This window comes from Methanobrevibacter thaueri (assembly GCF_003111625.1).
GTDB lineage: Archaea > Methanobacteriota > Methanobacteria > Methanobacteriales > Methanobacteriaceae > Methanocatella > Methanocatella thaueri.
On the sequence record NZ_MZGS01000024.1, the window covers coordinates 130,797 to 154,545 of the forward strand.

26 protein-coding genes are annotated in these 23,749 nt (G+C 37.9%); 4 read left to right on the top strand and 22 right to left on the bottom strand.

Features of this window, described 5'->3' with window-relative positions; genetic code table 11:
- Positions 1 to 11 precede the first annotated feature (11 nt).
- The 17 genes from MBBTH_RS07460 to MBBTH_RS07540 all read right to left on the bottom strand — a co-directional run bounded on the left by MBBTH_RS07460 (position 12) and on the right by MBBTH_RS07540 (position 10,719).
- Complete coding sequence (locus MBBTH_RS07460; protein WP_116592430.1) at positions 12 to 1,010, bottom strand: respiratory chain complex I subunit 1 family protein; 999 nt, start codon at positions 1,008 to 1,010, stop codon at positions 12 to 14.
- Positions 1,011 to 1,013: 3 nt separating this feature from the next.
- Positions 1,014 to 2,141 carry a hydrogenase large subunit gene (locus MBBTH_RS07465; protein WP_116592431.1) on the bottom strand — a complete coding sequence of 376 codons (1,128 nt, stop codon included), beginning with the start codon at positions 2,139 to 2,141 and terminating at the stop codon, positions 1,014 to 1,016.
- Between the two features lie 11 nt (positions 2,142 to 2,152).
- Complete coding sequence (locus MBBTH_RS07470; RefSeq protein ID WP_116592432.1) at positions 2,153 to 2,599, bottom strand: NADH-quinone oxidoreductase subunit B family protein; 447 nt, start codon at positions 2,597 to 2,599, stop codon at positions 2,153 to 2,155.
- The gene (locus MBBTH_RS07475; protein ID WP_116592433.1) at positions 2,600 to 3,091 is read right to left on the bottom strand and encodes a 4Fe-4S dicluster domain-containing protein; all 492 of its coding nucleotides are present in this window, start codon (positions 3,089 to 3,091) and stop codon (positions 2,600 to 2,602) included.
- Entirely contained in the window at positions 3,092 to 4,495 is a 1,404-nt protein-coding gene (locus MBBTH_RS07480; RefSeq protein WP_116592434.1) for a 4Fe-4S binding protein, read from the bottom strand.
- A gap of 12 nt (positions 4,496 to 4,507) precedes the next feature.
- Positions 4,508 to 4,759, bottom strand: coding sequence for an energy-converting hydrogenase B subunit J (locus MBBTH_RS07485; RefSeq protein ID WP_243409763.1), 252 nt, complete (start codon positions 4,757 to 4,759; stop codon positions 4,508 to 4,510).
- Positions 4,756 to 5,232 (bottom strand): MnhB domain-containing protein, encoded by a 477-nt coding sequence (locus MBBTH_RS07490; protein WP_116592435.1) that lies wholly within the window; start codon positions 5,230 to 5,232, stop codon positions 4,756 to 4,758. The genes MBBTH_RS07485 and MBBTH_RS07490 overlap by 4 nt, the downstream gene beginning before the upstream one ends.
- Complete coding sequence (locus MBBTH_RS07495; RefSeq protein WP_116592436.1) at positions 5,229 to 5,507, bottom strand: hydrogen gas-evolving membrane-bound hydrogenase subunit E; 279 nt, start codon at positions 5,505 to 5,507, stop codon at positions 5,229 to 5,231. The genes MBBTH_RS07490 and MBBTH_RS07495 overlap by 4 nt, the downstream gene beginning before the upstream one ends.
- A complete protein-coding gene (locus MBBTH_RS07500) occupies positions 5,500 to 5,835 on the bottom strand; it encodes a hydrogenase (RefSeq protein WP_116592437.1) in 336 nt (111 codons plus the stop codon). The genes MBBTH_RS07495 and MBBTH_RS07500 overlap by 8 nt, the downstream gene beginning before the upstream one ends.
- Positions 5,832 to 7,286: an energy conserving hydrogenase EhbF gene (gene ehbF / locus MBBTH_RS07505; RefSeq protein WP_116592438.1), complete on the bottom strand. Its 1,455-nt coding sequence runs from the start codon at positions 7,284 to 7,286 to the stop codon at positions 5,832 to 5,834. Before ehbF ends, MBBTH_RS07500 begins: the two co-directional genes overlap by 4 nt.
- Positions 7,279 to 7,665 (bottom strand): cation:proton antiporter subunit C, encoded by a 387-nt coding sequence (locus MBBTH_RS07510; RefSeq protein WP_116592439.1) that lies wholly within the window; start codon positions 7,663 to 7,665, stop codon positions 7,279 to 7,281. Before MBBTH_RS07510 ends, ehbF begins: the two co-directional genes overlap by 8 nt.
- A complete protein-coding gene (locus MBBTH_RS07515; protein ID WP_116592481.1) occupies positions 7,665 to 7,907 on the bottom strand; it encodes a DUF4040 domain-containing protein in 243 nt (80 codons plus the stop codon). The genes MBBTH_RS07510 and MBBTH_RS07515 overlap by 1 nt, the downstream gene beginning before the upstream one ends.
- Positions 7,900 to 8,322 carry a cation:proton antiporter gene (locus MBBTH_RS07520; protein WP_116592440.1) on the bottom strand — a complete coding sequence of 141 codons (423 nt, stop codon included), beginning with the start codon at positions 8,320 to 8,322 and terminating at the stop codon, positions 7,900 to 7,902. Before MBBTH_RS07520 ends, MBBTH_RS07515 begins: the two co-directional genes overlap by 8 nt.
- Complete coding sequence (locus tag MBBTH_RS07525) at positions 8,315 to 8,584, bottom strand: hypothetical protein (protein ID WP_116592441.1); 270 nt, start codon at positions 8,582 to 8,584, stop codon at positions 8,315 to 8,317. Before MBBTH_RS07525 ends, MBBTH_RS07520 begins: the two co-directional genes overlap by 8 nt.
- A gap of 32 nt (positions 8,585 to 8,616) precedes the next feature.
- Positions 8,617 to 8,931 carry a Na+/H+ antiporter subunit E gene (locus tag MBBTH_RS07530; protein WP_116592442.1) on the bottom strand — a complete coding sequence of 105 codons (315 nt, stop codon included), beginning with the start codon at positions 8,929 to 8,931 and terminating at the stop codon, positions 8,617 to 8,619.
- A 276-nt stretch (positions 8,932 to 9,207) separates the two neighbouring features.
- Positions 9,208 to 9,909, bottom strand: a complete 702-nt coding sequence (locus MBBTH_RS07535) for a metal-dependent hydrolase (RefSeq protein ID WP_116592443.1) — start codon at positions 9,907 to 9,909, stop codon at positions 9,208 to 9,210.
- 72 nt (positions 9,910 to 9,981) lie between these two features.
- Complete coding sequence (locus tag MBBTH_RS07540; RefSeq protein WP_116592444.1) at positions 9,982 to 10,719, bottom strand: succinylglutamate desuccinylase/aspartoacylase domain-containing protein; 738 nt, start codon at positions 10,717 to 10,719, stop codon at positions 9,982 to 9,984.
- A gap of 44 nt (positions 10,720 to 10,763) precedes the next feature.
- On the opposite strand from MBBTH_RS07540, the gene MBBTH_RS07545 reads away from it, so the two are divergent.
- A complete protein-coding gene (locus MBBTH_RS07545; RefSeq protein ID WP_116592482.1) occupies positions 10,764 to 12,686 on the top strand; it encodes an IGHMBP2 family helicase in 1,923 nt (640 codons plus the stop codon).
- 241 nt (positions 12,687 to 12,927) lie between these two features.
- Positions 12,928 to 14,106 (top strand): argininosuccinate synthase, encoded by a 1,179-nt coding sequence (locus MBBTH_RS07550; RefSeq protein ID WP_116592445.1) that lies wholly within the window; start codon positions 12,928 to 12,930, stop codon positions 14,104 to 14,106.
- Positions 14,107 to 14,113: 7 nt separating this feature from the next.
- Here MBBTH_RS07550 and MBBTH_RS07555 read toward each other — a convergent pair whose 3' ends face one another.
- Positions 14,114 to 15,766, bottom strand: a complete 1,653-nt coding sequence (locus MBBTH_RS07555; RefSeq protein ID WP_116592446.1) for a helicase C-terminal domain-containing protein — start codon at positions 15,764 to 15,766, stop codon at positions 14,114 to 14,116.
- Positions 15,767 to 15,886: 120 nt separating this feature from the next.
- Between MBBTH_RS07555 and MBBTH_RS07560 the strand changes: the two genes are divergently transcribed.
- A complete protein-coding gene (locus MBBTH_RS07560; RefSeq protein WP_116592447.1) occupies positions 15,887 to 16,615 on the top strand; it encodes an NAD-dependent protein deacylase in 729 nt (242 codons plus the stop codon).
- Here MBBTH_RS07560 and sfsA read toward each other — a convergent pair.
- From sfsA to MBBTH_RS07575, 3 genes are all read right to left on the bottom strand, one after another.
- Positions 16,562 to 17,275: a DNA/RNA nuclease SfsA gene (sfsA, locus tag MBBTH_RS07565; protein WP_116592448.1), complete on the bottom strand. Its 714-nt coding sequence runs from the start codon at positions 17,273 to 17,275 to the stop codon at positions 16,562 to 16,564. The genes MBBTH_RS07560 and sfsA overlap by 54 nt on opposite strands.
- Positions 17,262 to 18,803: an NAD(P)H-hydrate dehydratase gene (locus MBBTH_RS07570; RefSeq protein WP_116592449.1), complete on the bottom strand. Its 1,542-nt coding sequence runs from the start codon at positions 18,801 to 18,803 to the stop codon at positions 17,262 to 17,264. Before MBBTH_RS07570 ends, sfsA begins: the two co-directional genes overlap by 14 nt.
- A 211-nt stretch (positions 18,804 to 19,014) precedes the next feature.
- Positions 19,015 to 20,049, bottom strand: a complete 1,035-nt coding sequence (locus MBBTH_RS07575; RefSeq protein ID WP_116592450.1) for an Ig-like domain-containing protein — start codon at positions 20,047 to 20,049, stop codon at positions 19,015 to 19,017.
- 653 nt (positions 20,050 to 20,702) lie between these two features.
- Between MBBTH_RS07575 and MBBTH_RS07580 the strand changes: the two genes are divergently transcribed.
- On the top strand, positions 20,703 to 21,833 hold the full coding sequence (locus MBBTH_RS07580; RefSeq protein WP_116592451.1) for an NAD-binding protein: 1,131 nt from the start codon (positions 20,703 to 20,705) through the stop codon (positions 21,831 to 21,833).
- On the opposite strand, the gene MBBTH_RS07585 is transcribed toward MBBTH_RS07580, so the two are convergent.
- Complete coding sequence (locus tag MBBTH_RS07585; RefSeq protein WP_116592452.1) at positions 21,830 to 23,659, bottom strand: hypothetical protein; 1,830 nt, start codon at positions 23,657 to 23,659, stop codon at positions 21,830 to 21,832. The two genes, MBBTH_RS07580 and MBBTH_RS07585, sit on opposite strands and share 4 nt — an antisense overlap.
- Positions 23,660 to 23,749 lie beyond the last annotated feature (90 nt).

A 23,749-nucleotide genomic window follows, 5' to 3' on the forward strand; every position in this document is an offset into this window, starting at 1 on the left:
AATAATTCCTCCTATAATAATCCAAGTACAATAGATAAAATTCCTAATAATGTAGTTCCCAAAATTGTTGGCAACAGCTGCCTATTTGTAAATACTGGGCTGAATGCTGAAAATATTCCCATCATGAATACGAATATCAATGCCACTGCGATGTTGACCAATATTCCAAGTGAGAATACTGTTGGCGGAACTCCAATGAACAATACTGAAAATATTGCACCGAGCACAAACATGAAAAATCCTCTTGTCAGATAAACAACTGATCTGTATTTTGCGGCATATTCCATGTATGGTCCTTCAATAACATCAGACTTGGCCTTGATAATTGAAAACGGATATTCGTTCAATATTATCATGTAACCTATGAAGAACACGATAGCTGCAATTCCCCCGGAAACTGTAAAGAGGAACGGTCCGTGAATTTGCTGATAGGTCACAATGTCCTGCAGGAAGATGCTTCTTGCAGCGGTTACAGGTGCAAATAAAGCCAGGTATAATGGGAATGAACCGTAGGTAATCATTCTTAAGGATCTTTTTGCACTTATGTCTTCGATAAATGACCTTTGAGCATTCAAGTGTGCTGCACCTTTCACAACATCAGGGAACGGCATTCTAAGTGACATTACAGATTTGGATAATGCGCCCATCAACACATAACAGATTTCCTCCACCTTTAAAAATCCGACAATAGCCACTAGGCTTGAAAGTGCCGGAATCTTATAGGCTTGTGGGGTCAATGCAATGAGGATGCATAAAACCACAATGAAACATATAATAGGCAATGACTTGTATAGTCCCGGAACGGGAGATGACACGTCAACGCTTTTCTTATACATGAATTTTATTGGCGCCATGATTCCCGGAGCAATAACCACCGGTCCGATTCTCTGTTGAATTCTTGCGTGAATGTATTTGCGCTCAATTCCTGGAAGCAATGTTGAAATTACAAAACAAACCAGTACTGTGAGTACTACTGCAATAATTGAATTGATAATTGTACTTTCAAACATTTTCTACCTCCTTATAATCTCAATTGCTCTATCCGTACATGTGAAACAAGGGTCACATTGTACGATACACAATTGTGCGTCTGTAATCTGATCACCGATACATGCATATTGCATTGCCCCAATATTCGCCATTGAAGGGGTCCTTATGATACAATGTCTTACACGACCGCTCTCCAAAGCGTATGAGTGGTAAAGTGTTCCCCTTGGAACTTCAATGTAACTTTCGGTTATGTCTGTGTCAAACATTTCCCAATCACGGTTTATGACTTTACCTTCAGGGATATTTGCAATAGCTTGCCTTATAATTTTAATTGATTCGAATGATTCCAATGCCCTCATGACCAGGTTTGATTTCACATCGCCGTCTGGCTGTGTTATTACATTGAAATCAAAGTCATCGTATTCGAACATTGTTGTTCTTAAGTCTCTTGCAACGCCTGTTGCCCTAAGGGAAGGTCCTGTAACTGCAAGCTCGATAGCCTGCTTTTGAGGAAGCACACCGATTCCGGTCACCCTTGACAATAGAATGGAATCCGCCAGGAACCTTTCGACAAATCCGGTGAGTCCTTCTTCCACCGCATCCATGTCATTCTTAAGTCTTAAGAGCTTAGCGTCATCCAAATCGCATCTTGGCCTTACTCCACCAAGTACGGAGCAACCGTATTGTACACGGTTTCCTCCAATCATTGCAAGAAGTTCCATGACGATTTCCCTCAGGTAGAATACCCTCATTGAAAATGTCTCATGGGACAACACTTCACAACCATGCGCTAAATACAAGAAGTGTGAATGTAAACGTTCAAGTTCTCCCATAATTACACGAATATATAATGCTCTCTCCGGAATTTCAATGCCTAGACCCATTTCTGCGGTTCTGCATGAATTCCATATATGTGAATTAGAACAGATTCCACAAATCTTTTCAGTCAATGCATTGGCCTTTTCAACCGGAAGTCCTTCCATGATCCTTTCGATACCCCTATGATTAACACCAATAGTTATCTCAGCTTCCTGAACAATTTCGTCTTCCACAAAGAATCTTACCCTATATGGCTCCAATGCAGCGGGGTGAACTGTACCCATTGGAATTTCGGTTTCAATAATATTGCTTCTTGGTACTTTCTTATCCATCAAATCACCTCTCAGTCCGCATCTAATAATGTAGGTAAAAGTGTTACGACTCCAGCCAAAACATCTTGTGGCCTTACGGCACAACCCGGAACCTTAGCGGCCACCGGTATGATATTTTCAACTGGTCCTTCAATCTCTTCTGAAGGGATGTCTCCATAACAGTTCTTATAAACGCCACCCATCAAAGCGCAACTTCCAGCGGCCACCACCAATTTAGGGTCGGGAATGGCTTCATAAATTGCCTCCAACGGTTTTCTATTCAAGTGAGTAACAGGTCCTGTGACAACCAAGACATCGGCTTCACGAGGATTCCAAGTTAAAAACACATTATATTGCTCAGCATCGAATCTTGGGGATAATATTGAGTTTACAATTTCAATATCGCAACCGTTACATCCGCCGGTATAAACCAGCATCACATGGATTGCCCTTGCTCTTGAAAATGATTTAAGTCCCATCTAATCACCTTCCTCCCTATTCTTCAACACCGTATTGTCGGACAAATACTGTGCAATAAATTTAAGTTTATCATCGGAAATTTTAAATGGCTGTTCGAGTGCGCTTTCGATGTCCACTTCCTGATCCCCAACATTGCTTGGGTGTATGGTTCCCTTCTCACCGTAGAGTGAGAATACAGGACAGAAGTCATGACAATAGTAACAAACAACACATTTTTCAAGATTAATTTCAGGTACTTCGCTTTTAACCCAGTCATCGGTTATCTTTACAGGCTTTGCCAGTTCTTTCATCTCAACTGCACCTGTCGGACAGACATTGGCGCAACCCGCACATCCTATGCAAGCCTTCTCGTCAACCCTATCGTCAACCTTTACTGACAAGGTTGCAATCTGGTTTCTCATGTCCATGTCTGTAACTCTATCAGCTGCAAAAAAGATTCTTTTAAAGTTAGTAAATGCTCCTTCCAAAGCTATTCTAAGTATACTGCTCATTTAAATACCCTCTATTGAATCTTTAAAATTTCTCTCGAACAGGAATGCTCTTGCAGGACATGCATTCTTACATGCTCCACAGTAAGTACATTTCTCTTCGTTAACTACATAATTACCATCAATTTCTTCAATTGCATCATATGAACAAATTCCGTGACAGACTCCACAATGCATACACAATTTCTGCTCGATGAAATTGAATCCGCCTTCAATCTCATTTTTGTACATTGTTGATTTTGGAATCGCATCAACAGGACAATGAACTGCACAATTCTCACACAGTATACATTTGTCCAGGTCCACCTTGATTGTGCCCCTGTGAAGTGTGATTGCGTCTTCCTGACAGAATTCAACACATATTCCACATGAAATACAATCGTCTGTGACCTTGCCGTCCCATGTATGGGTCATGTATTGGCGGGCATGGGTCTCATCACAGACCTGTGCACATTTTCCGCAACTTACGCAGAAACCGGCCAATGTCGGCAATTCCTCATCTTCAGCCTCATCATAGATGAACATCTCATAATCTTCACGTAGAGTGTTGATTGGACAATAGTAAATTGCCAAATCATGAGTGACATTCTCTGTATCCAATGTCGGATTGTATCTTAATTTTCCGTCATCTCTGACAAGTGACTCATTTTCACATAAGTCAGCACATAATCCGCAATTGAGACAGGAAACGATTGAACCTGTCGCCTTTTGATTCAGCTTGTTGACCACTATTCCTGAATCGTCAACGGAAATCGCATTGTTAGGACATGCCTTCATACAGTTCAGGCAAAGTGTACATGAAGCCTTGTTGACTATCTGAAGCTTGTTCATTGATTCGTTAGGACAGACATCCGCACAAAGTCTGCACTGTCTGCAGATTCCATCGTCCCAGTCCACCTTAACATGAATCGCATTTGTTGGACAGTACTCCTCACATCTGCCACATAGGATACAGTCATCTAGATTGGTTCCGAAATAGCTTCTTGAAACTTCTTTGACTTCACTTTCCTTTTTGGAAGGCAAATTGTCGATTGGCGGATTTAAGATGTTCAATGATCTGATTAATGTCAATTGTTTTTCCTTTTCGAAATCGAATCCGTCTACACGACATTCCGGATACTTTTCTGCACAAACCCCACAACGTGAACATATTCCATAGACAATACCATCTTCGATTTTGATATTGTTAGTAGGGCAATTGTACATGCACATTCCACAGCCGTTACATTTGGCCCTGTCCACAACATATCCGCCGTAACTGTTCTTGAATATTGCGCCATTCGGACAGTTATCATGACATATTCCGCATGTCAAGCAGCTGAACGGCACTCCATTAATCAATCGAATTGATTTTGTAGGACATGACTTAATACAATCTCCATCACATGTATTAGTTGATAAAAACATTATAATAACCCCTTATTTACTCCTTGCAAATATTAGTTTGCCTACAAAAATTCCAATTAAAGCAGATAAAAATGCAGTGGAAAGTGGTAAGTCACTGTAAAATGGGAAATTACCAGATTGCCATGCTACAATAATTGCTGCAATAACTATAAATACAAATGATCCAAGAGTGAACTTTGCATCACTGACATTGAGCTTGATTTGTGAACCTACAAGCAAACCCAAAATCAAACCGAATATAATTGGTCCTAAACTTATCATCATTCACTCTCCTCCACAATTTTCTTGAATCCTGCAAATGCTATTACTATAGAAGCCAATCCCACAAATACCTTCAAACCAACAAATATGTTGAGGTATGGGATAATTCCAGCATTGGTTACATCCGGATAATGGAATGCTGTTTGGATTGCCTGAGGAACAACGTTCAGCAAATCGGTACCGAAGTTGTATAGGTAAAATCCTCCAACGAACAAGCCTATCAATCCGAAGATAACAAATCCTAATGCACCTACAGATTCTAAAACTTCAATATAAGCGTGTGATAATTCCAATGGGGAGTTACCTAATCCATAAACGAGTATAGATAATATAATTCCACTTGCTATCATCGCACCACCTTGGAAACCTCCACCAGGAGTGATGTGACCTCCAAGGATAGTTGTTATACCTAAACAAATCAATATGATTGAAATTGGTAAAGATATTAATTTTAAAATCATACTACCTTGACTCATCTTTTATCCCCCAATAATCCTCTTCCGAAAATTAATAATACCACCAAACCAGCGCTCAGCAATATAATTGATTCTCCTAAAGTATCAAATGCTCTGAAATCGAATATCACAACGGTTACCATGTTTGGAGCGATTTGTGTTCCCAAAGCATTGTAAATGTTGCTTACACCAGGATTAATCATGTTGCTGATATGGAAAATCGCATCCAATAATGTAACGGAAAATACTGCTGTCAGCACTGCTGCGAGTAAATTGCGAATAGTAGTTTTAGACAAGATTACCACCCCAGTACATAAATACAACGATAATTGAAAGAACTAAAATTGCATAGAACAGCATTCTTTCAAGAGAATCATCCTGTTCCATTTTAAACTTAGGAATAAGTGGAATATTAGAAATCAGGACTACTGCCAATATCAATGTGACCAGGCCTGCAAGCAAGACATTGACATGTCTCAATAGTATTGCTGCAAGAATCAATGAAACTATTAAGAATATTTCAGCAGTAATGCTTCCGGAAACATCGGCGTTTGTAACCGGTCCCGGTGAAAACACTTTTCTGAATTGCTTTACAACATTAAATATCTGATCATAGAGTTTCATAATATTCCTCCTACAAAGCTAGTGATTCCTGATACAACAACGTCAGGGAACAGACCTAAGAATAATATGACAATCAACAATATTCCCATTGTGAAAATCATTGAACGAGGAACTTCCTTGCCTTCCAATTCCAAATCCCTTGGCTTAGGTTTTAGGAACATTGTGTAGAATGTTTTTACGAACACCACAAATGTTGCTATACTTACCACAATGGCCAAGATGGATATTTCAGGGAATCCGCAACTTAAAGAAGCCTGAACAAGCATTAATTTGGATTGGAAACCGTTTAAAGGAGGTACTCCTGCCATTGCCAGACCACCAATCAGAAGCATGATGCTCACTTTCGGGTGGTATGCAAGCAGTCCTCCGAGCTTGCGTGTGTCTACCTCGTTTGTCGCCTCAACTATTGCACCGAATCCTATGAATAATAATGCAGTGATTACGATTTCATTTATTGCCTGGAAAAGTCCTGCAGTTATTGCGAAATTGGTTCCAAGCCCTATACCTAATCCAATGAAACCCAATTCTCCCACAGCTAAAAATCCAATCATTCTTCTGAAGTCTGTTTGAGTCAGTGCGAGTGAAACACCTAATATCATAGCCAAGATAGAGAAGAAGACTATGAGCACTTCAAAGATTGGTAAAGCTGAGTAGATTCTAAACATCACTAATACAATTGAAATCATTGATATGACTGTAAATGACTGTAGCAATGCTGCTCCATGAGGTTCTGCTTTTGAATAGATTCCAGACTTAATGGTATGGAATGGTGGTAAACCTGATGCGTATAACCAACCAAAGAATATTAATGCGAGTGACATTAAGAATACTGGAGAAGTCATATCCACTAAACCGTTATGGACCGCAGCCGCAATATCTGTTATGTTTACACTTCCAGTCAATGCCAATAGGAATCCAATTCCTAAAAGCATTATTGGGGACCCGATTGATCCCAGAACCATATACTTCAAGGCCATCTCATAACTGTAATCGATTGATGAAGCCGCTACAATACCCACCTGTGCAAGTGCCAATATCTCAAAGAACACAAACATGTGGAAAATGTCGTCTGTCAATAGCATTGCAGTTACGGCAGCTGTTCCCAAGAACAATAGGAACAGATATGGTCCAGACACTTCTTTATATTTTGTCAAGTAAACAAATATTACCAAAAAGGTCAAAAGACCGATGATTGAGATGAATACTTGCTGCAGGAATGTGAATGAATATGTGATTGCAGGGTGATAGACCGTACTTGTCACATTATCCAATATCGGAGCGTATCCTCCAAAGTAGTGAAGACCATAATTTGCAGCCAATGGTATTATCGGAAGACAAATAGCTACGACAAATGCGAAAATCTTTGTAGCCTTGTTGAACTTTGAAAATGCACTGATGAGCAATGCCGCCATCAAAGGAACAATGACCATAAGTGGAATTAATTCATTCATTGTACTCCTCCCGTTTTGATGTGTCTGCCAACATTACTTTTGTGGATAATGTGCCATATCTTCTGTATAAAACCATTACTAAAGCCAACATTACTGCCAGGGTACTTGCACCGATTACAATACTGGTCAATACCAGACCGAAAGGCAATGGATATGCTGCGTTTGCCGCAAACCATGAAGTATCCATTCCAGGCATTAAAATAGGTACAACTCCGCCGGCCTTATAACCAATAGCAACAATGAACAGGTTTGCACCTTCCTCGATGAAACTAATACCGATTATCTTTTTGATGATATTATCAATGAATATTGCTGAGTAAAGTCCCACTATGATTAACGCAGCGGATGTCAATAATATCACAAGTTGTGTCTGTGCCATTAGTCATCACTCCTTTGAGTTTTTTTAACAGCTAAAGCGATAAATACAGGTACAATTGCTGCACCAACAATAGCTTGAGTCAAAGCAACATCCGGAGCCAGCAATACTTGGAAAAGAACTGCAAGAGCCCCTCCTGAAAATCCGGTAAGGATTGCTGCCTTCAATAAGTCCTTTTGAATAAGGGCAAGAATTGCACTTAAAACTGTTATAAGACATAATACAACTTCCAACATCTTATTCACCCTCATCAATTTCTATTGTAGTTACTGAAAATCTTTCATCCGCCTTGAGTTTTTCAGAGTTTTCACTTTCCAAAGCCTGCATCTTTTCTTTAGGATGGATGAAAGGATGATTTTCATCTACTTCTTCTTCAACTGTCATTAAATCTCCGTTATTCTCTCTATCTTCTTTTTTCCAATAAGCATTAGCTATGGCATGTGCTATAAATGGTGCTAAAATAAAGTAGATTCCAGCCAAGAGATATTGACCAAGACCGATCATCGCAATTATACATGCTACATCGAACAGTCCTGCAATGTGGATTCTGGCATAGACTTTATTTTTGGTATTGTTGCTTAAGCTGATAAGCCCTATTGCTGCAATTATGGTAAGAATTGCCGCTATGATAAGGAGTGCCGCTTTGATATACTCAATCATCGTCGTCACCTCCCAAAACAACAGCAAAAGCAATAGTGCCTACAAAACCAAAGAATATTAAAGCCAGTGATATATCTCTGAAGAATCCAAGATTATATATGCTGCCTCCGACAAGCAACGCTACGGCAAATGCATTGACAATTATGGAACTTCCCAAAAGCCCCATAGATGTGGATTTATATGCACTTGCCCTTAAGGCAGCAAGCATCATTATGATTAATGCTATAACCAAAATATATTCTGCAATTAACAATATATCCATACTATCTCACTCGATTTATTGTAAAAATGTAATCATTCTAACATTTTCTTTATATAAGGTTCAAAAGGAATGATGTCCTCTTGTTTTCTTGGAGAAATAGCAGCTACTTTGATAATGTTATTTTCACTGTCCAAGTCAACAGACAGGGTTCCAGGGGTTAGAGAAATACTGTTTGCTAAAATTGTTTGGGAAACAGGTCTATCCAAAACTGTTTTAACATCCACAATTATAGGATCAATATTTCTGCCCATTATTCGATTAAATGCAACATCAATTGTTGATTTAATGATTTCATAAATAAGGTCTAAGAAAAATATTATTCCGTAACCAATTCTAGTCAAAAACATTAAACAAGCTCCATTTCATTAGTTATTGATCGTCAGAAAATGACGATTAAATAATAATATTATTATTTATCATGATTATTTATTATAAATGTATGCTTTTTTAAAAAAATTATTTAAAAATTAAATTAAACTATAAAAAAATTTTTAAAAAAATTCAAATGAACAAAATTATCTATTAAATAGTAAAAACAACCTTTTTTCAATAGTCAAATCATGTTTTAAAGGGCATTTTCCAAATTATTACTAAAAGTATATAAAAACATGCAAATTAATGTTTTAGAAGATATATTGTTCAAAAACTTTGAAGAGAATTGGAACATGAACAATCAATGCAATCACAATCAGTAAAAACACCATGCTCAGACCGAAATTCCGATAAACCTTTCTGGATGAGAGCGGTGCGAAAATCTTAATTCCCGCAGGAGTGAAGGAGTCAAGCACAATATGGGAGAACACGCCCACGAACAATGACAGGACAATTTCAACGTATGAAATCTCCGCAACCGGCATGATGAACAAGCTGATAAAGAACAGAGGTATGAAAATTATCAGGAGCCTCTTATTCAAAAACAAGAAACTTAAAAGGACAATCAGAACCGCCATCAGCAGGTAATGATTGTCGATTATGGTTACGGCACCAATCAATTGAAATCCCCAAATCAGTATCAAGGAAAGGGCGGACGTCAATGTCAAGACCCCGAAGATCGAATGTGTAAAGCTGCGATGCTCTGAAAAATAAAAGGTTACACCTAAAAAAACAATAATTAAACCGATATAATAAGGTAATTTAAGGATATAAAGTGAAATGAACACTATCAATCCCAAAATAATCATCCTGTAGACATTCTCCTTTTTGAACTTGTGATCAAAATCGGGTACATTCGCACCGATGAACGTGAGAGCAATTGTTAGAGGATTGTGAAAAAACATCAGTGCGAGTGCGAATGCAAATATTGAATGTCCCTTGTATGAAGACAATTAAATCACCTTGATTAAAAATAGGCATTATACATTTAAAAGATTAACCAGAGAGCATTTGGAAAGTAATGGCTATCCGAAATAGGATAAAAAGCTATTCATTTGAGCGAAAGACCTCTCAACAGTGCCTGCACCCACATTTCCAAATGGACACAATACCTCACAAGTGATTGCAGGAACGCCATTCAGATTGCAAACGTCCTCAACAGCCCCCTTATAGGATGAGCCCGCATAATCAAACGAGATGATTTCGGAGCCCACATCCCTTGAAATGTAATTTGCCATCAGATAGCTTTCGGCAGACGGGGATTTTGATGTGAAAATGGCCTCACAGCCAGGATTTGCATTGAAGGCAGTAGAATGGAAATCCCCCACAAAATCAATACTTAAATTTTCAACGGCCCTGACAATCAGATTGCTGAGCGAATCGTTGATGTGGGCAGACCTGTTCAGGTCCATACCATTGAATGTCCTCTCGTTGTTCATGGTTGATTTCGGGGATGCAAATGGAATGATGTACAATGTATTTCGCAAATCCTCAAAAAGCAAGCTGTTCAACAGCCTCACATTGGCTATCTGCGGAGGCAGTTCATTGCCATGTATCCCAGATAAAATAAGAATCCTGTTTCCCCCATTGCCCAATTTGAAAATGGGAGTTCCATAAACACATTTTTCAAGCAAAAATTGAGTGAACCTGTTCCTTTCCAGATTTTTGAAAACATTAGTGTTCCTTGAAATGAATCCCCTTGATAAATCGGAAACGTAGGACATTTCAAGATTACCAAATTCCTCAATTTTTCTAAAATGCATAATTAAATATACAGTAAAACTCTTATTTAAAAATAAGCATGAAGATGAAGAAATATATAAAAAACCTCATAAGGCTCATCAATTATGAAAGGGACGCCGAAATCGACCTGATGACGTATGAAATAAGCACAATGTCAGGTCAGAAAAGGGAAGAACTTGGAAGAGCCATCAATAAGGTTAAGGGAAAGAGCCTGGGAAAGGAATTGGGAATGCAGATTGTCCAGTTCGGAAGATCTGAAGTCATCGACACCGAAATATCAGTTGGAGACATGGTCCTAGTCAGCACGGACAATCCGTTGCGCAGCGACTTGACCGGCACAGTCACTGAAAAGGGCGCAAGATTCATCAAGGTCGCCTTCGACAAGCGTGTCCCAAAATGGGCCATCAAGAAGAAGGTCAGGTTGGACCTGTATGCTAATGACATCACATTCAGACGTATGGAGGATAACCTGAAGCATTTAAGCCTGAAAGGAAAAAATGCACTCGAATACATATTAAGCGAGAGAAATCCGAAGAAAAATCGCCCTGTGCCTTACATAAGCTACATTGACGATTCATTGAATGATTCGCAAAAATCCGCCATCGAAAATGCACTGTCCTGTGAAAACTTCTACCTGATACACGGGCCCTTCGGTACCGGAAAGACAAGGACCCTGGTTGAACTTATCTCACAAGAGACAAGACAAGACCATAAGGTACTGGCAACAGCGGAAAGCAATGCTGCGGTCGACAATATTCTTGAAAGACTGATGGAGAACAAAAAATTAAACCTTACAAGGCTCGGACACCCCCAAAGGGTTTCAAAGCACAACATCACACAAACCCTTGCATACAAAGCTGAAAACCACAAGCTTAACAAGAAAATCAAAAAGATCCACAAAAAGATAGACAATATGATTGAAAAGCGCAGAGTGCACACCAAACCGACCCCTCAATACCGTCGGGGACTTGGCGATTATGACATACTGCATTTTGCCTCCAAAGGTAAAGGCACACGTGGAGTAAGCGCTGATAAAATCAAGTCAATGGCAAAATGGATTGAAATCAACCAGGAAATCGATGAGGCGCATGATGAAATCAAAAGAATTGAAAACAGAATGATCAAGAACATCATCGATGAGAGCGATGTTATTCTTGCCACAAACTCTTCGGCCGCCCTGGAATCAATCGCAAGGGTCAAGTTCGATGTTGCCATTGTTGATGAGGCTTCACAGGCCACAATACCAAGCGTTCTGATTCCGATTGCAAAGGCCCACAGGTTCATTCTTGCAGGAGACCACAAGCAATTGCCTCCAACAATAATCAGCGAAAGGGCAGGAGAATTGGAAAAGACCCTCTTTGAAGAGTTGATAAAAATGTATCCTAACAAATCCCAGCTGCTGAATGTGCAATACAGGATGAATAGCCTGCTCATGAAATTTCCAAATAGGGAATTCTACAATAACGGATTGAAGAGCACCTCCAGCGTCGATGAGATAACCATCAATGACATTCTAGAATCAGGCCATGATGAGGAAGCATTGCTCTTTATTGACACCTCCGATGTCGAGGACAACAATGAAAGACATCTGAAGGACTCAAAATCAATTGTAAATGAGCTTGAGGCCCAAATCAGTGTCAGCATTGCTCGTGACTATCTGGATGCGGGCATCGATGAGGAGGACATTGGAATAATCAGCCCATATGCCGACCAGGTGAAGATCATACAGGAAAAAACTCCTGTTGAAGTAAAGACAGTTGACGGATTTCAGGGAAGGGAAAAGGAAATTATCATCATTTCAACTGTAAGAAGCAATGAAAATGGAAATATAGGTTTTCTAAAGGATTTGCGTAGGTTGAATGTTGCAATTACCCGTGCCAAACGCAAGCTGATTATCATCGGCAACAAGAATACCCTAAAAACCAATCCGACTTATGCAAGACTTATAAATTTTGTTGAAGATGAAGACTTACTCATAAAAATTTAGGCATACCTAAACTTTATATGCTATGAAAAACTAAATTGATAATAGAGATTGAAGTATTGTAAAATGCTTTAAGTTCTAAACTCTTGATTGAGATTATTCATTTTAATATTCATATTATGTCAACCTCAATTATATCCCTCAATTAAGAGTTTTTCTTCTGCCAACTTTTTTTATAATTATAAATACTATTAAAAACATAACATTTACCATAAAACTTATTTTTAATTATATGGTGAATTAAATGACTGATAAAGTACTTTTAGCATTCAGTGGAGGATTAGACACCTCCGTTTGTGTTAAATTATTAGAAGAAAAATATGATGTGGAAGTTATTACCGCATGTGTAGATGTGGGACAAGGCGAAGAAGAAATGGAAAAAGCAAAAAACAGTGCAGCTAACATTGGAGGATTAAAACACTACAATATAGATGCCAAAGAGGAATTCGCAAACGAATACATCGCACGTGGAATCAAAGCAAATGCAGAATACGAAGGATACCCATTAAGCACTGCCTTTGCAAGACCATTAATTGCCCTAAAACTTATAGAAGTAGCTGAAAAAGAAGGGGCAACTGCAATCGCTCACGGTTGTACCGGAAAAGGAAACGACCAATTCAGATTTGAAGCAGTTATCCGTGCAATGTCCGATTTGGATATCATTGCACCAATCAGAGAAATGAACCTGACAAGATCTGAAGAAAAGGCATATGCAGAATCCAAAGGAATCAAGTTAAGCTACGATAAAATTTACAGTATCGACGAAAACCTCTGGGGAAGAGCAATCGAAGGGGACGTCCTAGAAGACCCTGCCAACGAACCTCCAGAAGACATCTACGAATGGACCGCCTCCTGGGAAGATGCCAAAGACGAACCAGAAAAAGTGTCAATCGAATTCGAGGAAGGTATTCCCGTGGCCATCAACGGCGAAATGATGCCATTAGTTGACATTATCACAAAAGCAAATGAAATTGCAGGAGCTCACGGAATTGGTAGAGTCGATACCATTGAAAACAGAATGATTGGCATTAAAAGTAGGGAAATCTACGAAACCCCTGGAGCAAAATTGTTAATTGCAGCTCACCAAGCATTGGAAGAATTGGTTTTAACCACTGACGAGTTAAGATTTGCTGAATACATGTCAACACTTTACGCTGACTTAGTATACAGAGCTCTCTGGCAAGAACCTTTAAGAGAGGACCTTGACCAAGCAATTGACAACATGCAAGAAAGAGTAAGCGGAGAAGTTGTAATGAAACTCTTCAAAGGTTCCATTCAACCAATTATCAGAAAATCTCCATTCAGCTTACACAGCATAGAACAAATTACCTTTGAAGACAAGGAAACCGACCAAAGAGAAGTAGAAGGTATGATTAAACACCACGGTATTCAAGCTGCAAATTACCAAAAATTAAACAGATAGTTTTACACTATCTTCTTTCTTTCTTTTTTTGAACCGCTTCAATGAAATAGTCATTGAAAAATCCACGATTATAATCAAAGAGTTCCATAAAACTGGAATCGATAATATACATCACACACCAGTCATCCTTATCCCTGATGCCTCTACCGTAGGCTTGCATCAAAGCCATGACCGCCTGATAATAATACCATTTCGGATCCTGTTCCTTACGATAATTGACCTGCTCGTTCAATTGCGGATATGGGATTTTGAACATGATTTGGAACCTGCACAAATCCCCCTTGAAATCAACACCGTCCTTTACAGACGCACCTATGAGAACTATGTTGTCCTTGGATTCACTGAACTGCCTCAATACCTGATTTCTGTTCTCCCCACCGACAAAAAGGAAATCATACCCCTTAAGATTATCCATAATCCAAAATGCCTGTTCATTGCTTGATGTATGGATAACTCCATTTTCGTTTGGGTGTTTGTCCAAAATCTCCTTAATCTTGATGATGGCCCTCTTGTTTTTCCAATTTGGATTTTTGCCATGATTGCCGCTTAGTCTGGCAGCAAAATCAGGATAGATTGGTCTTTTATTAACATCGAATGGGCTTTTCTCATAGATGTAATAGGTTTCATCAGGATTGATATTGTTCCATTCACAGAACTTGTCCTTGCTTCCAAGTGTTCCTGTCAGGAAAATGCAGACATTACCCAAATCCAATAGCTTTTGAGTATCATCCACAACGGAAAACGGTTTGAACTCCGCAGAAATGTCCATCTGATTGTTTAGGATTGCCTCCTTTTCAGGCAAGTCGATGATCAGTTCATTAGCCTGCAAACCCAATGTGATTGCCGCAAAGGACTTCATGTCCTGCTCAAGGTTTTGCTTTTCAACATAATCAAAATTGGAATACTTTGAAGGGTCGCTTTCAAACTCATCCAAGGTGACCTGGACAGACTTGTTGGCATCCCCCTCGATTTTCTTGATTCTCTTGTTGCATTCCTTGATTAGGTCATCGCACAACCTGATCCAATAATCTGAATCCTTCTTGAGCTTATTGATTGAGTTGGTGGCAACCATTAGAGGCTCGAATATGTCAATACCGAATTTGGTTGAAATGTATTCCCTATTCAGTTCGGATGATGACAGCATCAGCATCTTGCGTTCCAGATTATGAGCCTCATCCAAAATCAGCAATTCACGAGGGTCAAGAATAGGGCTTGCAACGCTTGCATAATAAAAATAATCATAATTTGTTAATACGTTTTTTGATTGCTTGGCCTTATTCAGAGCCAGATTGTATTCGCAATCACTGCACCTTCTCAGGTTATACTCCGCTTTGATGCAGAAGTCACAGCTGCCCGTATAGTTGCACTTGTAGTTTCCACGGCCCTTAATCTCAACCAGCATGTCTGAAAAGTCATCCAGATATTGTTCCTGGAGCTGTTTTGTCATTGTAAGGATATATGAATCCTCATACATGTTTGCAATGGTTGTGGCGACCGCACTTTTGCCTATACCGGTACCAGCCTCAAGGATTATGTACTTGAAGCCCTTCTTGATTGCAAAATTAATTTCATTGATGAGTCTGATTTGGCTGTTTCTCGGATTGTACTTAGGCAGCGACCAGTAAACCATCCAGTCAAGATTCGAATCATTGTTCTCCATAGCTTTCCCTCATCAATTTTATTAACAAATTAATAATAATACTATATCAAATATTTTATTTAAAACTTTATTTTTGAATTTGGGGAAATATTAATATCAATAAACAATATACATAATAATATGTCTAAAATCAACGAATTACAAGAAATTATCGACATTTCAGACAATATCGTGTTTTTTGGAGGGGCAGGAGTTTCAACAGAAAGCGGAATACCTGACTTCAGGTCTGAAAGCGGCATTTTTAAAAGCCTGGAAAAATACGGAGACACACCGGAAAACCTGGTTTCACACAGTTATTACTTAGACCATACCGAAGAGTTCTTCGAATACTACAAGGATACCCTAGTCTTCAGGGATGCCGAGCCAAATTCCGCTCACTTTAAACTGGCGGAACTTGAAAAGGCAGGAAAGCTGAAGGCTGTGATAACCCAAAACATTGACGGACTTCATCAAAAGGCGGGAAGCAAGGAGGTATTGGAGCTTCACGGAAGCGTTCACAGAAATTACTGTCAAATCTGCAATAAGAAATACTCATTGGATTATATCATGGAAAGTGAGGGAATTCCCAGATGTGAGTGTGGTGGAATCGTCAAGCCTGATGTGGTTTTATACGAAGAGCCATTGAACAATGCCGTCTTAAGCTTTGCAATCGACTACATTCAGAATGCCGATACCCTGATAATCGGAGGAACCTCACTTGTGGTCTATCCCGCTGCAGGGCTGATTAATTACTTCAATGGGAATAAATTAGTATTGATTAATAAAAGCGAGACACCATATGACGATTTGGCAAGTCTAGTCATTAACGATGCCATCGGAGAGACTTTGTCCCAAATCGAAGTCAAGTGATTCTGGAATCAATTCAATGCCCTCCAGTTGGTTGTCACATCTGTAGACCAATATTTCAACGCCGGATTCATATGCCTCGTTTAAAGTTTGGCTGAATACCGGATCATTTTCCCAATTCGGCCTGAATAACTTGCCGAGCGGATGTTGAATTAAAAAGAACACACAACATCTATTGCCTTGTTTTTTAAGCTTCATCAGTTCCTTTAGATGTTTTGCTCCACGTTCTGTCGGAGCATCCGGAAATCTTGCTTCACCATCAACAATCAAGGTTACACCTTTCACCTCAACGTAACATTCCTCATTTTCATTAGCCAAGTATATATCTATTCTTGAGTTGTCGACGGTTTTCTCCCTTTGATGGAAATCATAACATGAAAGTTCCTTTATTTTGCCATTTATGATTGCTTCATATGCAATGCTATTGGCTTGCTGGGAGTAAAGTGATACCAAAACCCCCTTGTTTTCTACAAAATGAAGTGAAAATTTGGTCTTTCGATTGGGATTATCCGATGGCTTGAGCCAAACAACTGCATTGTCAACCAAAAGCTCCTTGCAGCGCCCCGTATTTGGCACATGAGCAATTTCAAGTTTGCCTTCAACCTCTACTTCAGCAATGAACCTATTCGGACGGTTCTTAAAGATTCCCTTAACATAATCCATCTTTCATCACACTACCAATGTAGGACACCAAATCGGTTGCTGAAAAACCGTTTCCCTTAGTCTTGTAAGCCTCATCGCCTGCAAGTCCATTGATAAATACTCCAAGACATGCGGAATCAAAAGTGCTTAATCCTTGTGAAAGTAGACTGACTGTGATGCCTGCAAGTGCATCGCCTGTTCCCCCAACAGTCATGCCAGGATTTCCTGATTTGTTTATTCTGAATTTGGTACCTGATAAAATTAAATCATATTGACCCTTAACAATGACGGTGCCCTTTATTTGACGGGTGATTTTCTGGAATTGGGTGATGTTTTCATCGACATGATTGAAGTCATATGAATCCAAATCCAACTTCAGCTCATCAGTGACATTGAAAAATGACTTGAACTCAAATATGTGCGGTGTTAAAATGATATCGTCACGGCTTTCAATTAATTTTAATTCGACTTGCTTTAATGCGTCCGCATCCAGAACTATAGGCTTTTTGATTTTTGCAACCAGAACATTGAATAGTTTTGAGGTTTCCTCATCAATACCTGCTCCCGGACCTATTAAAACTGCATCCACATTATCGGCAAGCTCCAAAATCTCTTGAGAATGATTTAAGGATAATTTGTCCCCGTCCAATGATTTGACAATCAGGTCAGGTGATGTTGATTTAATGGCTTCGGCAGATTTTTGGGGGCTTGCAACATACACCAGATCTGCACCTGCGCCAATCGCAGCCATTCCCGCAATGGCAGGAGCTCCTGAATAATCCTTAGAACCTCCAATGACCAATAGCCTTCCATTGTTTCCCTTATGGGATGACAAGTCACGATTCTTAAGCCTTAAAAAATCACCGTAATTGATAAAGTATTCCGCTTCAAATGGAATTCCAATATCTGCAGTCACCAATCCGCCAACGAGTTCCTCATCTGCTTCCCTTACTCCTGTCTTGATTTTATGAAAACTGATTGTGTAGTCGGGAACAACCGCCAAATCGCTTATCTCTCCGGTCAATGGATCCATTCCTGAAGGAACATCAACACTGATCTTCACGCCTTTGGATTCGTTGATGATTTCAATTGCTCTTCTGATGTTTGTCTGAAGATTTCCATTGATTCCGGTTCCCAAAAGTCCATCGACAATCACATATTCTGAATCATTGCTTTTTGCAACTTCACAATTGTCAATGTCCTCCAATGTCTTTAGGTTGTAAATGTTTAAGCGTGACAGTCTTGGTTTCATGTTCTGCAGTATTTCAAGATTGGTCTTTGAATAGGGAGACCTAATGTTGTCCTTTAACATGTAGATATCCACATCATAGCCTCTGTTAAGCAGATATCTTGCAGCGACAAAACCGTCACCGCCGTTTCCACCGGAACCTGTGAAAATCACCACTTTGACCGGTTTTGAGAAAGTGTAAACCGCAATTTTGCCAACTTCTTCCGCCAAGGATTTGCCTGCGGATTCCATTAGGCAAAGCCTGGATAAACCTAAATATTCACAATTATTGTCCGTAACCATCATGTCAATAGGATTCATAATATTCAACACTTTTAGTCTTTACAACAATATTTTGTATTGCATTCAATATTAAATTTTTTCAAAGGGAATATGCTGCAAAAACTAAATGATGATTTGATTAAAAAAACAATAAAAATATCAAAGCATATGCTTCAGATTTTAAAAAAAAACAAAAAAAAGGTTTTGAGTTTAGTTTACTCAAAACATTAAGAATATTCAATTATATAATCTATTTAACTGTAATTTTAACTGATTTGGAAGCTGATTTGTAGCATCCATTTCCAGCGAATTTTACAGTTGCGGAATGTTTGCCTTTTTTGGTTAATTTTGTTATTTTAAAGGTAGCTTTACCTTTGGAATTGGTAGTAGCTTTATATTTTTTACCTTTAACTTTTAAAGTAACTTTAACCTTTTTCAATGCTTTTCCAAGATTAGTTTTCAAAGTAACAGTATATTTTTTGGTTTTGACTTTTGCTTTGAAAGCCTTATTCTTAGCAGTTAATTTAGAAGCTGCTTTTTTAACTGTAATGGTCTTTTTCACTGTAGCCTGACCATATTCTGCAACAATGTAATATGTTCCTGCTTTTAAACCTTTTAGGTCCACGGTTGCAATACCATCACTTCCGATGTGACCTACATATTCCTTATTGTTGATGGTAAATACAACATTACCTTGGGTTACGGTTTTATTTCCGGATTTGACACTGACCTTATAGGTTAAAGTTGGAGTATAAACTGAAGTCAAATCATCAGCTTCAATTTTATCAGAAGCACCGAACATATCCATGAAACTGGAAAAATCAAAAGTCATATTTGTTCCGTTTAAAAAGCTTGAAATATTGAAGGATGTTCCGTTACCGAAACTGAAGGTACCGTTTAATAAACTTGAGATATTGAAGGTTGTTCCGTTACCTAAACTGAAAGTACCATTTGTCAAGTCTCCAATGTTGAAGGTTGTTCCATTTATATTAAAAGTCATATTTCCAAAATTGAAAGTTCCGTTACCTCCAAAGGTGCCTTTGCCGGAACCAAAACCTTCATTGAGAACCTCTTCTTTTTCAACAACATCTGTGCTTACTACTTCATCTTCATTATCTGCAGAGATGATCTCTGAATCATCAATATCTACACTTACTGCTTCATTTTCACTATCAACAGAGACAATAGTATCGTTGGCAACATCATCGGCAGCGCTTACTGCACTGATGGCAATTAATGAAAACAAAACCAGTGCCATTAATATTAAGGTTTGCTTAATCTTCATTATTTTTTTCCTCCTTTTTAAATTTACAAAATATTAACATTCTTAATATATCATAGTCATTACATTTAAAAGTATTCATTTTTTAATATTAAATTATTGAATATAATTGAAAAATTCGTAATAAATATTAAAATTGATAATTCTAATAAATTATTACTAAAAAATTTTTAAATTGCAAATAATTATCAAAAAAACTTCAATATATTATACAATTTTTAATAAAAATCCCTACATATAAAATAACTTTTAAAAAATTCCCATATGATATGATTTTTTAAAAAAAATACTTCAAAACAATATAATATTCAAAAAAAACTCCAATATATTATATAATTTTAAATAAAAATTCCAAAATACAATATAATTTTTTAAACAAAAACACACACATATTACCTACTTTTTTAAACAAAAAATGCCACATAGTATATAATTTTTTTAAACAAACCCCCCCACATCTCATAAATAATAAAATTTTCTAAACAAAAACACACACAGATAACATAATTTTAAAAAAATTTCAACATTATATGGTGATCTTAAATTTTCAAGAGAATTAAAAAAAAATTTGAAGTTCATTGTCCTACAAATGGGATAGGATTTAATATATAATAGGATAATAGTTAATAATATATCTTAAAGAAAGGAAAAATCACATGAGAAAAATAACTATTCGACTTTTAACAAGATTGCCCCAGAAATATGTGGGAAGCGGACTAATATTAATTCTGATTTTATTCATATACGGAATACTGGGATCTTATTATATAATGGGCCTGAATCCCGTTGATTCCGTTTATTATTCAATAATCACAATGGCCACAGTCGGATATGGAGATTTGACCCCACAAACAGGAATTCAAAAGCTTTTTGCAACAACCCTCGCTCTCGGAGGAGTTGCATTGCTTGCATATGTGTTTAATATGATGTTAACAAGTTTTCAGGAAAAAATGAGTGAATATTCAAAAGGAGCCAGGATAATGAAAGCAATTGAGAATATGGAAGATTATTATATTCTTTGCGGTTACGGAAGAGTTGGAAGAGTAGTGTTTAAAGAACTGGTTAGCAGAAACCAGAATGTTATTGTTATTGATAAAGACGAGGATGTATGCAATCAGATTGAAGAGCACGACAATGTCGTGGTGCTCAACAGGGATGCCATTGAAAACGATTTGGTGACAAAACTGGCAGGAGAAAACTGCAGCAGTGTCATCGTATGTACTGGAAATGACGTCGATAATCTATTTATCGTGCTTACAATACGTGAAATCAATCCTGATGCATGGATTGTGACAAGAGCAAGTAAAATGGAAAACATATCAAAACTCAGGAAAGCCGGAGCGGATAAAATCGTATCCCCAGAGTTAAGTGGAGGACATGACATGTATTTCGAGTCCACAAGACCTCATCTTCTAAGAATAACTGTCCAACATGAGATTGATGAAATCCTTGACGAGTTTAAGATAATCAGCAAACATAACTGTACCCTGGAAAACATTGACTATCACTTGCCTGGAATCGAAACCCCTCTTACACGTCAAATAAAAACTATGAAAATCGATGACGGTGAGAGATTCATGAATCATCTAAACACACATGATGATGAAAGACATGCATTGACAAATCTATACAAAACAACAAACCGTGTTCACTCACATTTAATATCTGGGCCAGATAAAATCACATTTGATAAATTGGTTAAGGATCTGGAAAAACAAGAGAAAATCATCGGAATCAATCTGACAAACGAAGAGATATGTGAAATAACAAAAAAAGAAATTTATTAAGTACAATTATTGATGATAATTGTACTTTTAACTGAAACAAAGTATTTGAGGTTTCCTGAATAAATCAAAACATTATAGTTTCCTATTCCCAGGGATTTTGGATTGAATCTAGCCACTCCTTTCGAATCGGTTTTGATTGTATAGACCTTGTTTTTTATTTTTAATTTTAACTTTAGACCCTTGATTGGCTTTTTAGTCTTCTTATCCTTGACAGTAATCTCAAATGTTTTGGATTCATTGAGAGTTGTATTGAGTTTTGAAGCCTTGACTGTTGTCTGTGTCTTGATCAGCTTATCTATGCTTCCAAACTTATATGTTCCAAGGAATTTGCTTGATGGAGTTTTTGGAAGACTATTTTTGGATATGAACTTGCCCTTGAAGATAATGTTGTCCTTCAGATGACCTGTGCTTTTTCCAACAAGACGACCGTTATCGTTTGCGGCATAAACCTTCAATGTTGAAGATGTTTTTCCATCAACAGTTGTTGCTTTCCAATGGAATGCTGTTGCATCCCTTCTGTTCACTCCAAATGAATCTGTTGCGGCAACCTTAATTGCAGCTTTTGCAGGGTCATTGCTGTACTTAGTCCATGTTCCATGCCTAAACATTGACCTTGCATTCGGAACATCGATGAACTCACCAGGTTTAAGTTTGCCCACCTTTATGCCGCTTGCCCATACAATGGCATATTTGCCGTTAGGTGCCTTGATTGAAAAGTGACCACTATTCAATTTTCTTTCATTGCGCTGAATCTTTTTTAAATAATATTTTGTAATCTTTCCTGACTTGATTATCTTACCTGCAAGATTTTCGATTGCATGATTTACAACCGGATTATCCCAACCACCGGTTCCTGCCATCCAACCGTCGGCAGTGGTTATGGAATGGAAGAAGTAACTATCAGTCTTGTACTGCTTGACTGCCAATTTTCCATTCAATTTATACTTGACAATGTGCAATGTTTTTGCATTTGTCGCATCCCTTCTAAATCCTGCAACAGCTTCAGTGTTGCTCACCTGAAGATATAAAGAAGAGCAAGCCATTTCAGCAGTTTCCTTAATGGTCAGGACTGCCTTGGTTTTTTTAGCCTTCAAGTATGCATTCTTCTTAAGTGAAACGACAACCTTATAAGATCCGACATTAAAATTCTTCTTCAGTTTGGCAATACCATTGGAGTCTGTAGTTGCATAATAAGTCTTATATTTGTTGTTTTTAAGGACTTTAAATGCCACCTTAACCCCCTGAACGGGATTTTTGGTAACTTTATTAATGACTTTTGCCTTTAAATAGAATCCTGATTCGAAATATGTCTTGAAATTTTTGGTTTGAATTGCCAATGTTGCCTTGTTCACCTTAACAATGGCATTTGCAATACTTGAAGTGTAGTTCTCATCACCGTCAAATTTAACCTTTGCACAATAGGTGCCCGGTTTTAAATTAAGTTTTAAAACTATTTTGCCCTCAACATCAGTAGTTCTATCATATATCTTACTGTTTATGAGAATAGAAACTCTTTTATTTGAAATCGGCTGATTGTTGCTATCCTTCAAATAACTGACAAACTCTGAATTTTCCTTGTAATAAGTGGTGACGTCTTCAGATGCTATTTTAGTGCTCATCGGACAAGAATCATCTACACCCATATTTGAAGAGCTATTTATGTCATTATCAATTTCATCATTTAGGGAATTTTCATCAACCGGCTGAGAGACTGACTCATCGATTAAAGCGATTTCATCAGTGCCATTGTCCGATGCTGAAACAAAACCGATGCTTAAAAGAATTAAAAGTAGAATTGGAACAATTAAAAATCTTTTACTTGACATGATTTGACCCCATATTTAATTTAATAACAGTCTGTACAGACATGTGTGACAATTATTATTATGTGAAATATAGGATATAAAATGATATTA

What these genes read in the sequence shown, in the direction of transcription:
- MBBTH_RS07460 (WP_116592430.1), bottom strand. Translation starts at nt 1,010, where the DNA reads ATGTTTGAAAGTACAATTATCAATTCAATTATTGCAGTAGTACTCACA.
- MBBTH_RS07465 (WP_116592431.1), bottom strand. Translation starts at nt 2,141, where the DNA reads ATGGATAAGAAAGTACCAAGAAGCAATATTATTGAAACCGAAATTCCA.
- MBBTH_RS07470 (WP_116592432.1), bottom strand. Translation starts at nt 2,599, where the DNA reads ATGGGACTTAAATCATTTTCAAGAGCAAGGGCAATCCATGTGATGCTG.
- MBBTH_RS07475 (WP_116592433.1), bottom strand. Translation starts at nt 3,091, where the DNA reads ATGAGCAGTATACTTAGAATAGCTTTGGAAGGAGCATTTACTAACTTT.
- MBBTH_RS07480 (WP_116592434.1), bottom strand. Translation starts at nt 4,495, where the DNA reads ATGTTTTTATCAACTAATACATGTGATGGAGATTGTATTAAGTCATGT.
- MBBTH_RS07485 (WP_243409763.1), bottom strand. Translation starts at nt 4,759, where the DNA reads ATGATGATAAGTTTAGGACCAATTATATTCGGTTTGATTTTGGGTTTG.
- MBBTH_RS07490 (WP_116592435.1), bottom strand. Translation starts at nt 5,232, where the DNA reads ATGAGTCAAGGTAGTATGATTTTAAAATTAATATCTTTACCAATTTCA.
- MBBTH_RS07500 (WP_116592437.1), bottom strand. Translation starts at nt 5,835, where the DNA reads ATGAAACTCTATGATCAGATATTTAATGTTGTAAAGCAATTCAGAAAA.
- ehbF (WP_116592438.1), bottom strand. Translation starts at nt 7,286, where the DNA reads ATGAATGAATTAATTCCACTTATGGTCATTGTTCCTTTGATGGCGGCA.
- MBBTH_RS07510 (WP_116592439.1), bottom strand. Translation starts at nt 7,665, where the DNA reads ATGGCACAGACACAACTTGTGATATTATTGACATCCGCTGCGTTAATC.
- MBBTH_RS07520 (WP_116592440.1), bottom strand. Translation starts at nt 8,322, where the DNA reads ATGATTGAGTATATCAAAGCGGCACTCCTTATCATAGCGGCAATTCTT.
- MBBTH_RS07525 (WP_116592441.1), bottom strand. Translation starts at nt 8,584, where the DNA reads ATGGATATATTGTTAATTGCAGAATATATTTTGGTTATAGCATTAATC.
- MBBTH_RS07530 (WP_116592442.1), bottom strand. Translation starts at nt 8,931, where the DNA reads ATGTTTTTGACTAGAATTGGTTACGGAATAATATTTTTCTTAGACCTT.
- MBBTH_RS07540 (WP_116592444.1), bottom strand. Translation starts at nt 10,719, where the DNA reads ATGCATTTTAGAAAAATTGAGGAATTTGGTAATCTTGAAATGTCCTAC.
- MBBTH_RS07545 (WP_116592482.1), top strand. Translation starts at nt 10,764, where the DNA reads ATGAAGAAATATATAAAAAACCTCATAAGGCTCATCAATTATGAAAGG.
- MBBTH_RS07550 (WP_116592445.1), top strand. Translation starts at nt 12,928, where the DNA reads ATGACTGATAAAGTACTTTTAGCATTCAGTGGAGGATTAGACACCTCC.
- MBBTH_RS07555 (WP_116592446.1), bottom strand. Translation starts at nt 15,766, where the DNA reads ATGGAGAACAATGATTCGAATCTTGACTGGATGGTTTACTGGTCGCTG.
- MBBTH_RS07560 (WP_116592447.1), top strand. Translation starts at nt 15,887, where the DNA reads ATGTCTAAAATCAACGAATTACAAGAAATTATCGACATTTCAGACAAT.
- sfsA (WP_116592448.1), bottom strand. Translation starts at nt 17,275, where the DNA reads ATGGATTATGTTAAGGGAATCTTTAAGAACCGTCCGAATAGGTTCATT.
- MBBTH_RS07570 (WP_116592449.1), bottom strand. Translation starts at nt 18,803, where the DNA reads ATGAATCCTATTGACATGATGGTTACGGACAATAATTGTGAATATTTA.
- MBBTH_RS07575 (WP_116592450.1), bottom strand. Translation starts at nt 20,049, where the DNA reads ATGAAGATTAAGCAAACCTTAATATTAATGGCACTGGTTTTGTTTTCA.
- MBBTH_RS07580 (WP_116592451.1), top strand. Translation starts at nt 20,703, where the DNA reads ATGAGAAAAATAACTATTCGACTTTTAACAAGATTGCCCCAGAAATAT.
- MBBTH_RS07585 (WP_116592452.1), bottom strand. Translation starts at nt 23,659, where the DNA reads ATGTCAAGTAAAAGATTTTTAATTGTTCCAATTCTACTTTTAATTCTT.